This window comes from Aliishimia ponticola (assembly GCF_004803475.1).
Lineage (GTDB): Bacteria > Pseudomonadota > Alphaproteobacteria > Rhodobacterales > Rhodobacteraceae > Aliishimia > Aliishimia ponticola.
This window is the reverse complement of the sequence record NZ_SRKY01000002.1, coordinates 668,648-681,631: the sequence shown is the minus strand read 5'-3', so window position 1 is coordinate 681,631 and position 12,984 is coordinate 668,648. Positions and strand designations below refer to the sequence as shown.

The 12,984-nt window shown below is 64.4% G+C and carries 12 protein-coding genes; 7 read left to right on the top strand and 5 right to left on the bottom strand.

Annotation, left to right across the window (positions count from 1 at the left end; translation table 11 throughout):
• Positions 1-54: 54 nt before the first annotated feature.
• The 5 genes from phnC to E4Z66_RS09620 all read right to left on the bottom strand — a co-directional run bounded on the left by phnC (position 55) and on the right by E4Z66_RS09620 (position 5,046).
• Positions 55-870, bottom strand: coding sequence for a phosphonate ABC transporter ATP-binding protein (gene phnC / locus E4Z66_RS09640; RefSeq protein ID WP_136462779.1), 816 nt, complete (start codon positions 868-870; stop codon positions 55-57).
• A 217-nt stretch (positions 871-1,087) separates the two neighbouring features.
• Positions 1,088-1,885, bottom strand: a complete 798-nt coding sequence (locus E4Z66_RS09635; RefSeq protein WP_136463083.1) for a 2-keto-4-pentenoate hydratase — start codon at positions 1,883-1,885, stop codon at positions 1,088-1,090.
• A 5-nt stretch (positions 1,886-1,890) separates the two neighbouring features.
• Positions 1,891-3,306, bottom strand: coding sequence for a pyridoxal phosphate-dependent decarboxylase family protein (locus tag E4Z66_RS09630; protein ID WP_136462778.1), 1,416 nt, complete (start codon positions 3,304-3,306; stop codon positions 1,891-1,893).
• Positions 3,303-3,695 carry a 5-carboxymethyl-2-hydroxymuconate isomerase gene (locus E4Z66_RS09625; protein WP_136462777.1) on the bottom strand — a complete coding sequence of 131 codons (393 nt, stop codon included), beginning with the start codon at positions 3,693-3,695 and terminating at the stop codon, positions 3,303-3,305. Before E4Z66_RS09625 ends, E4Z66_RS09630 begins: the two co-directional genes overlap by 4 nt.
• 163 nt (positions 3,696-3,858) lie before the next feature.
• Entirely contained in the window at positions 3,859-5,046 is a 1,188-nt protein-coding gene (locus E4Z66_RS09620; protein WP_211097131.1) for a zinc ABC transporter substrate-binding protein, read from the bottom strand.
• 100 nt (positions 5,047-5,146) lie between these two features.
• Here E4Z66_RS09620 and E4Z66_RS09615 point away from each other — a divergent pair, with 100 nt between their 5' ends.
• From E4Z66_RS09615 to E4Z66_RS09585, 7 genes are all read left to right on the top strand, one after another.
• Positions 5,147-5,626: a Fur family transcriptional regulator gene (locus tag E4Z66_RS09615; RefSeq protein ID WP_136463082.1), complete on the top strand. Its 480-nt coding sequence runs from the start codon at positions 5,147-5,149 to the stop codon at positions 5,624-5,626.
• Complete coding sequence (locus E4Z66_RS09610) at positions 5,623-6,411, top strand: metal ABC transporter ATP-binding protein (RefSeq protein ID WP_246035948.1); 789 nt, start codon at positions 5,623-5,625, stop codon at positions 6,409-6,411. The genes E4Z66_RS09615 and E4Z66_RS09610 overlap by 4 nt, the downstream gene beginning before the upstream one ends.
• 36 nt (positions 6,412-6,447) lie before the next feature.
• Positions 6,448-7,251: a metal ABC transporter permease gene (locus tag E4Z66_RS09605; protein ID WP_136462774.1), complete on the top strand. Its 804-nt coding sequence runs from the start codon at positions 6,448-6,450 to the stop codon at positions 7,249-7,251.
• 142 nt (positions 7,252-7,393) lie between these two features.
• Positions 7,394-9,814, top strand: coding sequence for a GcvT family protein (locus E4Z66_RS09600; protein WP_136462773.1), 2,421 nt, complete (start codon positions 7,394-7,396; stop codon positions 9,812-9,814).
• A 48-nt stretch (positions 9,815-9,862) separates the two neighbouring features.
• Positions 9,863-11,395 (top strand): trimethylamine methyltransferase family protein, encoded by a 1,533-nt coding sequence (locus E4Z66_RS09595; RefSeq protein WP_136462772.1) that lies wholly within the window; start codon positions 9,863-9,865, stop codon positions 11,393-11,395.
• Positions 11,395-12,072 carry a TetR/AcrR family transcriptional regulator gene (locus E4Z66_RS09590; RefSeq protein WP_136462771.1) on the top strand — a complete coding sequence of 226 codons (678 nt, stop codon included), beginning with the start codon at positions 11,395-11,397 and terminating at the stop codon, positions 12,070-12,072. The genes E4Z66_RS09595 and E4Z66_RS09590 overlap by 1 nt, the downstream gene beginning before the upstream one ends.
• A 69-nt stretch (positions 12,073-12,141) precedes the next feature.
• Entirely contained in the window at positions 12,142-12,972 is an 831-nt protein-coding gene (locus E4Z66_RS09585) for a 3-oxoadipate:acetyl-CoA acetyltransferase (RefSeq protein ID WP_136462770.1), read from the top strand.
• Positions 12,973-12,984 lie beyond the last annotated feature (12 nt).

The following is a 12,984-nucleotide window of genomic DNA, read 5'->3' as shown; positions in this document are numbered from 1 at the left end:
TGTACTCTCCAGTTGGATGGCCCCTGTCAGGCCGGTTGGTTGATCTTTTAGCGATCAGCTTGCGGTCTCCAGCCGGGCGCGCCGCGCGGTGTTCAGCACGGAAATATCGGTGGAGGTTGCCTCTTCGGAGAAATCGGCCTCGGCGCCATAGATGTCGCGGGCCACTCCGGTGGTCAGTTGGTCCGGCGTGCCATCGAACACCACGCGGCCATCGCGCATCCCGATCACCCGGTCGCAATAGCGCCGCGCCGTGTCCAGGGTATGCAGGTTGCACAGAATCATGCGCCCGTCTTCCTCGTGGATACGGCGCAGCGCATCCATGACGATCTGCGCATTCATCGGGTCCAGCGAGGCAATCGGCTCATCGGCCAGAATGATCTTGGGATCCTGCATCAACGCCCGCGCGATGGCGACGCGCTGCTGCTGGCCGCCCGACAGCGCCTCGGCCCGCTTCGCAGCGTTCTCGGCGATGCCCAGCCGCTCCAGAATGTCGATGGCGCGGTAGATGTCATCCTTGGGGAACAGGTTGAACAGCGTCGCGAGGGTGGACCGGCGGTTTAGCGTGCCATGCAGCACGTTCGACACCACATCCATGCGCGGCACGAGGTTGAACTGCTGGAAGATCATGGCGCAGTCCGACTGCCATGCGCGAATATCACGCCCGCGCAGCTCGGTGATATCCCGCCCCTCGAAGGTGAAGCTGCCCGATGTGGCCGGCGCAAGGCGGTTCATCATCCGCAACAACGTGGATTTGCCCGCCCCGGACCGTCCGATGACACCCACCATCATGGGCCGGTCGATCGTCAGGCTGACCGCGTCCACGGCGGTCTTGGTACCGAAGCTCTTGGTGAGCTTTTCGAATGTCAGCATGTGGCAGCGCCCCCTGTCTTGGGGCCTGCACCTAGGGGCGCTGCGTGCAGCTTATGTTACGCTTTTGCGAAAATTTTGTAACGCTCGCGGGTGACCTAGGGGCAACGGCACAGGCGTCAGAACAGCGCACCGGCCGCGCAGCCCCATTCCAGCCGTGCAAGCAGACCCTTTCAGGCGGGGCCCCTACTCAGGCGAAATCCTCAGGCGAAACCGATTCTCAGGCGAAGTTGATTTTGACGTTCCCGAACTCACCGAACTCGGCCTCGAACGTATCCCCGCTTTTGGCGTCGATCGGACGGATGAAGCTGCCCGACAGCACCACATCGCCTGCGCTGATCTTCATGCCATAGCTTTCCAGCCGTTCCGTCAGCCACACGATAGAGGCAACCGGATCGTTCAAAACGCCCGCGCCCAGCCCGGTTTCCTCGACCGCGCCATTGCGCTGCACAATCGCCCCGACACGGCGCAGATCGACGCCCGACGGGTCGTGGCGGCTGTCGCCCAGCACATAGCCCGCATTGGAGGCATTGTCGCTGACCGTATCCACCAGTTGCCGCAACGCGCCAGAGGCCGGATCGAACCGGCGCACGCGCGTATCCAAAATCTCCATCGCGGCGCAGACGTAATCGGTCGCCGCCAGAACCTCGTCCCGGCTCGCCGCCGCGCTGATATCGCTTTTCATGACGAAGGCGATCTCCGCCTCGACGCGCGGCACAAGAAAGCGCCCCTCCGGCACCGTATCGCCGGACTTGAAGGCCATGTCCTCGAACAGAACGCCGCTATCGGGCGTGTCGATCTTCAGCGCGTCCTGCATCGCCTTGGCGGTCAGGCCGATTTTCCAGCCAGTGACCACCCGCCCGGTTTCCTTGCGCTTTTCGACCAGCGCACGCTGTACCGCATAAGCGTTTTCAAGCGACATTCCGGGATTGGCCTGACTAAGCAGACCGATCTGCTGGCCGGTGATTTCAGCCGCGAACAATGCCGCCGCCGCTTCTTCGATCTCGTCCGGTGTCATATGGCTCATTGCGCCCCTTCCCCAATCGCTGCGGCAATTTCCGTAATCACGCCAAAGGCTGTTTCTACATCTTCGCGCGTGGCGTCGAATTGGCAACCGGTAAACCGGATCGCCGTCACGCCATCCACCTTGGTTTGAGTAAGATATATGCGTCCGTCATCGTTAATCGCGTTCACAAGGTCGAGATTGAAGGCATCATCCGTGCCATAGCGGAAGGTGAACAGCGCCAGAATCGGCTCTGTCACGATCTCCACGCCCGGCTCGGCGCGCAGCTGCTCGCACAGGCCCTGCACCCACGTCACGTGGTTGCGCAGCCGGGTGCGCAGCCCCTCCATCCCGTAGCCGCGGATCAGGAACCACAGCTTGAGCGCGCGGAACCGGCGGCCCAGCGGGATCGACCATTCGGAATAGTTGATGATGCCATCCGCGCCGTGGGTCTTGAGGTATTCCGGCTGGATTGCCAGCGTGCGCACCAGATCGTCCGGCGTGCGCAGGAAATGCGCTGACAGATCGAAATTCGTGCCCAGCCATTTATGCGGGTTCATGACAACCGAATGGGCGCGGTCCACCCCGTCCCACAGCGTGCGGAATTCGGGGCAGAGCATGGCGGACCCCGCCCATGCCGCATCCACGTGGGTAAAAAGGTCAAACGCCTCCGCCACATCCATGACCGCCGCCACATTATCCGTGGCCCCGGTGCCGGTGCCGCCGACGCAGGCGATGACCCCGGCCGGGACAAAGCCCGCCGCCTTGTCCGCCTCGATCGCGGCGCGCAGCGCGCCCGTGTCGATCCCGCGCAACGGATCGCCCGGCGTGATCGGCACCTTGACCAGATTGTCCTGCCCGATCCCCGCAACCCAGATCGCCTTGTCGATAGAGGAATGCACCTCGGCAGAGCAGTAGATCCGCAGCACCGGCCCTTGCGCCAGCCCCTTGCGATTGCCTTCGAAATTCAGCGCCCGTTCGCGCATGGTCAGCACCGCCGCCAGCGTCGCCGAGGACGCGCTGTCCTGAATGACCCCCGCGAACCCTTCCGGCAGACCCAGCCCCTGGCGGAGCCAGTCCAGCACCTTGGTCTCCACCTCGGTCGCAGCGGGCGATGTCTGCCACAGCATACATTGCGCGGCCAGAACGCTGGTGACCTGATCGGCCAGCATCGAAGGCGGCGCGGCGTTGGACGGGAAATAGGCAAAGAAGCGCGGGTGCTGCCAATGGGTGATCCCCGGCATCACGATGCGGTCGATATCGGCGAAGATATCCTCCATCGGCGCGGGGCCTTCGGGCGGGCTTTCGGGAAGCTGCGCGGCAATCTCGCCCGGCCGGGTCTGCGCCCGCACGGGGCGATGGCGCAACCCCTTGTGATAGTCCGCACCCCATGTGCCGATGCGCCCGGCCCATTCCGCGTATTCGTCCCAGTTCATGCCGCCGCGCCCTTCAGCCTTTGATGGATGGAATTTGTCTTCCACGACAGGTCTTCGTCGATCTCGACGATTTCCAGCGATACGATCATGTGCGGCTCGCGCAGTTCGCTGGCAAAGAAGGTCTCTGCCGCCGCCATCAGCGCCTCGCCGACCTCTTGCCGGGTCTCAACCGACCGGCCGGTGCCCATGCGCAACACCATATCGGCGCAAACATTGTCCCGATGCCCGTCTGCCAGCGCCTCTGCCGGGACGGTCCAGGCGCGCACGCGCACCCCGCCGGGATCAAAGCAGCGCTGCGCGATCAGCACCTGTCGAAGCTGGTCACAAAGCACAGTCATATCGTGGCGCTGCCCGAGCGCCGGAGAATGCTGAATTGTCAGATGTGGCATGAGGGTTCCCGCGCAGCGTTGACGCGAACGTGGGAAACTTCGGCGCGTGTGTCAATGCCGCTGACCGGACCGGACGGACCTGAACAGGGCAATATGGCCGCCCGGAACGCGCCGGGGAACAGGGACGGAAAAAGGGGGCAGCGCTGCCCCCTTCCCCCTGGTATCATTTCTGTTCGAAACACCCGGTCATCTGGTCCGTCATATCGGTCAGCAGACCTGCATAGAAATCCGCGCCCGGTGTGCGTTTCATGCCGACAGGGTCCAACTCTGCCGAGGGCACCCCGGCCCCGTCAGCCAAAGCAACCGTGAGAGAGGCCGAAAACTGCGGCTCCCGGAAAATACAGCCGATCTGCTCCGCCTCGACCAGTGCGCGCAGTTCATTCAACCGCGCCGCCCCCGGCGACACCGCATCCGAGGTCGCAATCGCGCCCGAGGCCTGAATGTCGAAGCGGTTCTCGAAATACTGATAGGCGTCGTGATACACCAAGTATCCCTTGCCCCGCACCGGCTCCAGTTGCGCATCCAGCTTCTGGGTCAAAGCCGCAAGCTCGGCCACGGCCGCATCCGCATTGGCGCGGTAGGTCGCGGCGTTCTCCGGATCGGCGTCGGCCAGCACATCGGCGATCACACCAAGCCAGACCTGCCCGTTCTGCGGGTCGAGCCAAGCATGCGGGTCGATCCCGTCATGGCTATGCCCGTGGTCATCATGGCCCGCATGATCGTCATGGTCATGATCGTCGTGGCCTTCATGTTCTTCATGATCGTCGTGACCTTCGTGATCGTCGTGACCTTCGTGATCATGGTCGTCATGGCCCGCATGGTCTTCGTGGTCATGATCGTCGTGACCTTCATGATCGTGGTCGTCATGATCCGCGTGTTCTTCATGGTCATGATCGTCATGCCCCCCATGGTCATGATCGTCATGGTCATGCCCCTCATGATCGGCGTGATCGACACGGCCTTCATGCGCATCATGATCGTCGCCCGCCACCTTGAACACGGCCAGTTTGCGCGAGTCCAGACGGATGGCCCCGTCTGCATCTATCAAGGGGACCGAGGTCGCATCGCTCGCCAGCCCGTCCATCGCGCGCTCCAGCCAGGGCGTCAGTTCAGGCCCGATCCAGAACACCACATCCGCAGCCTGCAACGCCGCCGCTTCGGACGGGCGCATCGCGTATCCGTGCGGTGACGCCCCCGGACGCAGCACCAGATCCGCCTCGCCAAGATCGCCAAGCACTTGCGCCACAAGGCTGTGTACCGGGGCGATATCCGTCACCACCTTCGGCGGGTCGGCAAGCAAAGCCGCGGGGAGGATACTCAGCGTGGAAGACAGAAGGATGGATCGGATCACGGCGGATAGCCTCCAAGTTATATTATAACAGTCGGAGCGCTTGTTAATGGAATTGATATATCATAACAAGACCAAATCTCATTACAGCCGGACGGAACAGATGGACACCCTCAGCTTCACACCGCATGACCACAGCGCCTGCATCGCCGACGCGGTGCGCACCGCCGAGCAAACCTGCCGCGAAAGCGGCCTGCGCCTGACCGCGCAGCGCAAGCGGGTGCTGGAAATCCTGCTGTCCGGGCACCGCGCAATGGGCGCATATGACATTCTCGATATCCTCAAGGAAGAAGGGCAAACCGCGCAGCCGCCGATCGCCTATCGCGCGCTCGATTTTCTGGTGCAGCACGGGTTTGCCCATAAGGTCGAACGGCTCAATGCCTTCATCGCCTGCGCCCATCCGGGCGAAGACCACGCGCCAGCCTTCCTGATCTGTAGCGATTGCCGCCGGGTGGCAGAGACTCCCTCCGCCCCCGCCCGCGCCCTTCTGGCCGAAGCCGCCGCAGAGGCCGGGTTCCGGATCGACACCGCCGTGATCGAAGCCGTCGGCCAATGCCCCGACTGCGCGGAGCCTGCCGCGTGACCCGGAATACGGCCCCCTTGGTCGAGGTGACGGATCTGACGGTGAGACTGGGCGGCCAGACCGTGCTGAGCCATGTGAACCTGACCATCTCTCCGGCGGAGATCGTCACAATCGTCGGCCCGAACGGGTCCGGCAAATCGACCCTGCTGCGCGCCGTTCTGGGCGCTGTGCCGGTGGCAAAAGGCACCGTGCGCCGCGCCGATGGGCTGCGCATCGGCTATGTGCCGCAAAAGCTCGCCATCGACCCGACGCTGCCCCTGACCGTGGACCGGTTTCTGTCCCTGCCCCGCCGGGTATCCGCGCAGCGCCGCAAGACCGCACTGGACCGCGCCGGGGCCGAAAACCTTGGCAACCGCCAGATGACCGACCTGTCCGGCGGGCAATTCCAGAGGGTTCTGCTGGCGCGCGCGCTTCTGGACACGCCGCAATTGCTGATCCTTGACGAGGCGACACAAGGGCTGGACCAACCCGGCTCTGCCGCCTTTTACGAACGCATTGCCGAAGTACGCAGCACGCTGGGGTGCGCGGTGTTGATGGTCAGCCACGAATTGCACGTGGTCATGGCCGCCTCGGACCGGGTGATCTGCCTGAACGGTCATGTCTGCTGCCACGGCACACCGGAGGTCGTGGCCTCCGCCCCGGAATATCGCGCCCTGTTCGGCACCGGCACCCATGGCGCGTTGGCGCTTTACCGGCACGAGCATGACCACAATCACGACCACACACATGACCATGGGCATCACCACGCCGACGACCACACCCACGACCATGAACCGACCCCATGACCGGACCTGCCTCCCCCTTCGAAAAGGCTTTGCCTGATGCTTGACGACTTCTTCCTGCGCGCGATCGTTGCCGGAATTGGCGTGGCCCTTGCCGCCGCGCCTCTGGGCTGCTTCGTGGTCTGGCGCCGCATGGCCTATTTCGGCGACGCGACCGCCCATGCCGCGATCCTTGGCGTCGCCATCGCGCTGGCGCTGGACATTCCGGTGTTCGGTGCGGCGCTGGTCGTGGCGCTGTGCATGGCGCTGGCCGTCACGGCACTGGCCGGGCGCGGCTATGCGACCGATACGCTGCTGGGGGTGATGGCACATTCCGCCTTGGCAATCGGGCTGGTCGCGGCATCGTTCCTCAGCGGGGTGCGCATTGACCTCATGGCCTATCTTTTCGGTGACATCCTGGCGGTCAGCAAAGGCGATATCGCCCTGATCTGGGGTGGCGGCGCGCTGGTCGTGGCGCTTCTGTTCTGGCGCTGGCAAGCGCTGCTGACCGCCACGCTCAACCCCGATCTGGCCATTGCCGCCGGGCTGGACCCGCGCCGCGAACAGCTTGTCCTGACGCTGACACTGGCGCTGGTCGTCGCCATGGCGATCAAGGTCGTGGGCGTCCTGCTGATCGCAGCGCTGCTGCTGATCCCTGCCGCAACCGCCCGCCCCTTCGCCCGCACGCCCGAGACAATGGCCGCCCTGGCCGCCGGGATCGGCGTATTGGCGGCCCTTGGGGGGCTGCGCGCCTCGTGGGTCTTTGACACGCCCGCCGGCCCCTCCATCGTCTGCGCCGCAGCCGCACTGTTCCTGCTATCGGTGATCGTGTCGCAACTGCGCCGGGCCCGCGTGGGCAGCTAACTGCCGGAAAACCGCACAATGCACGCGCCCTGCCAGCGCTGAAAGATTTGCGGCGCACAGTATTGGACACTTTTGTATAGACAGGTGAAAACGCGCGCCCTAGCGTCCTTGGAAACAGATCAGGGCGACAGGAGAGTCGGAGATGAAATCGCAGTATCGGGTTGTCGTCATTGGCGGCGGTGTCGTTGGGGCGTCGGTGCTTTATCACCTCGCGAAACTGGGCTGGACCGATGTGGTCATGCTGGAACGGCGGCGGCTGGCCTCAGGCTCGTCCTGGCACGCGGCGGGCGGCATCCACGCCCTGAACGGCGATCCGAACATGGCCGCGCTGCAAGCCTATACAATCGACCTTCTGTCCAAGATCGAAGAGGAATCGGGCCAGAATATCGGGCTGCACATGACCGGCGGCCTGTCGCTTGCCGGCACCCCGGACCGCTGGGAATGGCTGCAATCGAACTATCGCATCTTCCAATCCATCGGAATCGAAGACTGCGAATTGCTCACCCCCGAAGAGGCGCAAAAGCGCTGCCCGATCATGTCCACCGACGGCATTCTGGGCGCGATGTGGGCCGACCGCGAAGGCTATATCGACACGACGGGCACCGTGCAGGCCTATGCCACAGCCGCCAGGAAACGCGGCGCGGAGTATTACGAGAACACCAAGGTCGAAAGCCTGACGCAAACCGCCGATGGCTGGATCGTGAAGACCGACAAGGGCGACATCACCTGCGAACATGTGGTCAATGCCGCCGGGCTTTGGGCCAAGCAGGTCGGGCGCATGGCGGGGATCGAACTGCCGGTCTCGCCGCTCAAACACCACTACCTTGTGACCGATACGGTGCCCGAAGTCGCGGCGGCCGATTTCGAAATGCCCATGACCGTGGACCTCGAAGGGTTCACCTATATGCGGCAGGATCAAAAGGGCGTGCTGGTCGGCATTTATGAAGTCGATCACGAACATTGGGCCATGGACGGCGCGCCGTGGAACTATGGCGAAGAACTCTTTCAAGAGCAGATGGACCGGATCGAAAACGAGCTGACCCTTGGCTTCGCCCGCTATCCCGCGATCGAGAATGTCGGAATCAAGACATGGGTCAACGGCGCGTTCACCTTCTCGCCCGATGGCAACCCGCTGGTCGGCCCGGTGCCGGGCAAGCGTGGCTACTGGTCGGCCTGTGCCGTGATGGCGGGCTTCCTGCAGGGCGGCGGCGTCGGCAAGACCCTCGCCGAATGGATGATCGAGGGCGAACCGGAAGCCGATGCCTGGTCGATGGATGTGGCGCGCTATGGCGCCTATGCCGAGAACCGCCAGTATATCCGCGAAACTACCGGGCAATTCTATTCGCGCCGCTTCGTGATGACCTACCCGAACGAACAACTTCCGGCGGGGCGGCCTCTCAAGATGGCGCCGGCCCATGACGCGATGACCGCGGCCGGGGCGCGTTGGGGGGTCAGCTGGGATCTGGAAACGCCGCTCTATTTCGCGCCCGAGGGCTTTGTCGAGGCCCCGACGCTGCGCCGGACCAACGCGCATGACATCGTGGCCGCCGAATGCAAGACCGTGCGCGAAGGCGTCGGCCTGCTGGATATCACCGGCTTTTCCCGCTTCGAAGTCACCGGCCCCAATGCCGAAAGCTGGCTGAACCGGATCATGGCGACGAAACTGCCCGCGCCGGGGCGCGCACGTCTGGCGGTGATGCTGTCGGAAAGCGGGCGGCTCAAGGGCGATCTGACGCTGCTGAACTGGGGGCCGGATGCGTCTGGCACCCCCCGCTACTGGATCATGGGCAGCTACTACCTGCGGGCATGGCACATGCGCTGGTTCAACGACCACATGGCAGAGGGCGTGACGATCCAGGATCTTGGCGAGGATATGTGCGGCTTTGCCCTTGTCGGGCCGGACAGCCGCAAGGTGATCGAAAAGACGACAGAGGACGCGGTCGGCGCACTGCCATTCATGGGCTGTATGCGCGCCGATATAGGCCTGACCCGCGCCCATGTGGCGCGCATGTCGGTCACTGGCGAGATGGGGTTTGAAATGAACTGCCGCATGGGCGATCACGTGGCGCTGCGGCGCACGCTTTTGGCCGCCGGGGAAGAGTTCGGCATCCGCGAAGTGGGCTTCAACGCGCTATTGTCGCTGCGTCTGGAAAAGAGCTTCGGCATCTGGAACGCGGAATTCACGCAGGACCGCACCCCCGGCATGACCGGCATGGATCGCTGGATCGCATGGGACAAGGGCGACTTCATCGGGCGCGAGGCCGCTTTGGCCGAACGCGATGGCAGCGGCCCGGCGCAACAGATCGTCACGCTGGAAATCGACGCGGGCGACGCCGACGCCAGCGGGTATGAGCCGGTCTGGCAAGCAGGCAAGAAGGTCGGCTTCGTGACCTCTGGCGGCTATGGGCACAGCCTTGGCAAATCCTTTGCGCTGGCGATGGTTGACGCGGCCGCTGGCGCGCCCGGCACCGACCTGAGTGTGCATGTCGTCGGGGTGGAACGCGCCGCCAAAGTGGTGCCGCCCTCGCCCTATGACCCGGACGGCAAGGCGATGCGAGGATGACACGGATGCAGCCCAAGCCACACGCGGCAAAAGTCGGGGGACGGCACCATGGCTGAACGCTCTGGACGCCGCCGCGGCAAACAACGCGATGCCGCTCCCGCCCGCCGCACCGATTACAGCCGCCTGCGCAATCCCTTCCCGCCGATGGACGTGTTCTCTGCGGACGAGATCGCGGCGATGCACGAAACCGCCCTGCGCACGCTGGAAGAATTGGGCGTCAAAGTCCTGCTGCCAGAGGCGCGCGCGCTCTTCCGACAAGGCGGCGCGCGGGTGGATGACAGCACGCAGATGGTCACAATCGGCCGCGAGATGGTCGAAGCGGCGCTCGCAAGCGCCCCCAAATCCATCCTCGCACGGGCAGGCGCGCGGAACCGGGACGTGCTGCTGGAACTGGGAGTGCTCAACTTCCAGCCCGGCGCAGGCGCGCCCCATGCCACCGATCTGGAGCGGGGCCGCCGCCCCGGCACGGCCCGCGATTTCCGCGAACTGACCCGGCTGACACAGGCTTTCGACGTGCTGCACATGTTGCCGCCGCTGGTCGAACCGCAAGACGTGCCGACCCATCTGCGCCACTATTTCACGATGGAAGCGCAACTGACCGAATCCGACAAGCTGCCCTTTGTCTTTGCCCGCGGCACGCCGCAAACGCAGGACAGCTTTGAGATGCTGCAAGGGTTCCGCGGCCTGTCCGATGCCGACTTCGCCGCCGCGCCGCATTGCTATACGATCATCAACACAAACTCGCCGCGCACGCTGGATATTCCAATGGCGCAAGGCTTGATCGACTTCGCCCGCGCGCGCCAAGTCGCCATCGTCACCCCCTTCACACTGATGGGCGCCATGGCCCCGATCACCGTGGCCGGGGCGATCACGCTGAGCCATCTTGAGGCGCTGGCCGCGATCACGCTGTCGCAACTGGCCCAGCCGGGCGCGCCGATACTCTACGGCACCTTTACCTCGAACGTGGATATGAAATCCGGCTCTCCCGCCTTTGGCACGCCGGGGCATTTCCACGCCTCACTTGCCGCCGGGCAACTTGCGCGTCATATCGGCCTGCCCTGGCGCTCTGCCGCCGGATCGGCCGCCAATATGAACGACGTGCAAGCCGCCAATGAAAACCAGTTCGGCCTTTGGGGATGCCTCATGGCCGGGGCCAGCGTGGTGATCCATGCGGCGGGATGGCTCGAAGGGGGGCTGTCCGTCTCCTATGAAAAGCTGATCTGCGATATCGAAGTGCTGAACATGGTGGCCGAACTCTGCGCCGGGGCGCAGGCTGGCGCGGACGAGATCGGCTTTGACACCGCCCTGTCCACCGTCCAACCCGGCGGCCACTTCTTCGACGCGCCCCAGACCATGGCCCGCTATCAGACCGAATTCTACCAGCCGGTCGTCCACAGCTACGCCAATTTCCGCACATGGACCGAACGCGGCGCGGAAGACACCTCTGCGCGGGCAACCGGCATCTGGAAATCCATCGTCGAGGCCGGGCCGGGCATCACGCCAGACGCCGCGCGCGTCGCCGCCATGCAGGACTTCATCGCCAAGCGCAGCGCCGAAGGCGGCGCGCCCCCGGAAAGCTGATGCGCCGCCCTGCCCCGCCCCTGCACCGCGACGATCCCAAGAAGGAACCGTTGGTCGGCCATGTGAAAGTCACCCGCGAGGACTGGCTGAATGTCGCGCGCGACATCCTCGTCAGCGACGGCGAGGCCGAGGTCAAAGTGCTGACGATCTCCACCCGGCTGGAGGTCTCCCGCTCCTCCTTCTACTGGTATTTCAAAAGCCACAAACACCTGCTGGACGCGCTTCTGGACGAGTGGGAGAACTGGAACACCCGCCTGATCCGCGAACATTGCGAACTGCCCGCACCGACGATCACCGCCGCCGTGTGCAACTTCTTTCGCTGCTTCATCGACCCGGCCCGTTTCGATCAGGGGCTGGACTTTGCAGTGCGCGAATGGGCCCGCCGCGATGGCAAGGTGCGCGCCCGGATCGACCGGGCCGACAGCGCCCGACTCAAGGACATCGCGGCGATGTTCGCCCGCTTCGACTATTCCGCGGACGAGGCCGACGCGCGCGCACGTATCCTTTATTTCCAACAGCTTGGCTATCACGCACTGGAACAGACCGAAGCGCTTGAGGACCGCATGGCCCGCCTGCCGCACTACCTGCTTGGCTTCACAGGCCGCGCACATACCGGCGACGAATGCGACGCGCTCAACGATTTCGCCCGCGCCGTTCTGGCCCCGCCGCAGGAGTGAAGCGTTTGACGCCGCAGCGCCGCTGCCCGAAGATGCGCCACCCGACCTAAACCCGAGGCCAAGGCTCCCATGACCAAACCCTGCATCATCTGCGTTGCCATCACCGGCTCCGTTCCGACCAAGGCCGACAATCCCAACGTGCCCACCACCGTGTCAGAGCAGATCGAAAGCACCCATGCCGCGTTCGAGGCCGGCGCCACGATCTGCCACGCGCATGTGCGCAATGCCGACGAGTCCCCCTCCAGCGATCCAGAGAAATTCGCGGCCCTCAAGGAAGGCGTCGAAAAGCATTGCCCCGGCATGATCGTCCAATTCTCCACCGGTGGGCGTTCCGGCGCAGGCAAGGAACGGGGCGGGATGCTGTCGCTGGCCCCTGATATGGCCTCACTTTCGGTCGGCTCGAACAACTTCCCGAAACGGGTATACGAGAACGCGCCCGACCTTGTGGATTGGCTGGCCTCGGAAATGCGGCGCTACAAGATCAAGCCGGAAATCGAAGCCTTTGACCTAAGCCATATTCATCAGGCCGTGGCCCTGCACCGCGACGGGCGCATCCCGCAGACGCCCTATATTCAATTCGTCATGGGCGTGAAAAACGCCATGCCCGCCGACAAAAACGTGTTCGATTACTACGTGGAAACCGTCAAACGCCTGAGCCCCGACAGTGAATGGTGCGCCGCCGGGATCGGTCGCCACCAGCTAGAGGTCAACGAATGGTCCATCGCCGCAGGTGGCCACGCGCGCACCGGGCTGGAGGACAACATCCGCCTCGACGCAGCCACGCTGGCCCCGTCCAACGCGGCGCTGGTCGAGCGCACGGTCGAGGTCTGCGCGCGCTTCGAACGCCCCGTCGCCACCCCCGCGCAGGCCCGCGCCCTTCTGGGCCTCAGGGCCGCGTAAGGGCCATGCGGA

Excerpts from the sequence above, each read along its gene's own strand:
- phnC (WP_136462779.1), bottom strand. The coding sequence starts at position 870 with ATGCTGACATTCGAAAAGCTCACCAAGAGCTTCGGTACCAAGACCGCC.
- E4Z66_RS09635 (WP_136463083.1), bottom strand. The coding sequence starts at position 1,885 with ATGACACCGGACGAGATCGAAGAAGCGGCGGCGGCATTGTTCGCGGCT.
- E4Z66_RS09630 (WP_136462778.1), bottom strand. The coding sequence starts at position 3,306 with ATGAACTGGGACGAATACGCGGAATGGGCCGGGCGCATCGGCACATGG.
- E4Z66_RS09625 (WP_136462777.1), bottom strand. The coding sequence starts at position 3,695 with ATGCCACATCTGACAATTCAGCATTCTCCGGCGCTCGGGCAGCGCCAC.
- E4Z66_RS09615 (WP_136463082.1), top strand. The coding sequence starts at position 5,147 with ATGGACACCCTCAGCTTCACACCGCATGACCACAGCGCCTGCATCGCC.
- E4Z66_RS09605 (WP_136462774.1), top strand. The coding sequence starts at position 6,448 with ATGCTTGACGACTTCTTCCTGCGCGCGATCGTTGCCGGAATTGGCGTG.
- E4Z66_RS09600 (WP_136462773.1), top strand. The coding sequence starts at position 7,394 with ATGAAATCGCAGTATCGGGTTGTCGTCATTGGCGGCGGTGTCGTTGGG.
- E4Z66_RS09595 (WP_136462772.1), top strand. The coding sequence starts at position 9,863 with ATGGCTGAACGCTCTGGACGCCGCCGCGGCAAACAACGCGATGCCGCT.
- E4Z66_RS09590 (WP_136462771.1), top strand. The coding sequence starts at position 11,395 with ATGCGCCGCCCTGCCCCGCCCCTGCACCGCGACGATCCCAAGAAGGAA.
- E4Z66_RS09585 (WP_136462770.1), top strand. The coding sequence starts at position 12,142 with ATGACCAAACCCTGCATCATCTGCGTTGCCATCACCGGCTCCGTTCCG.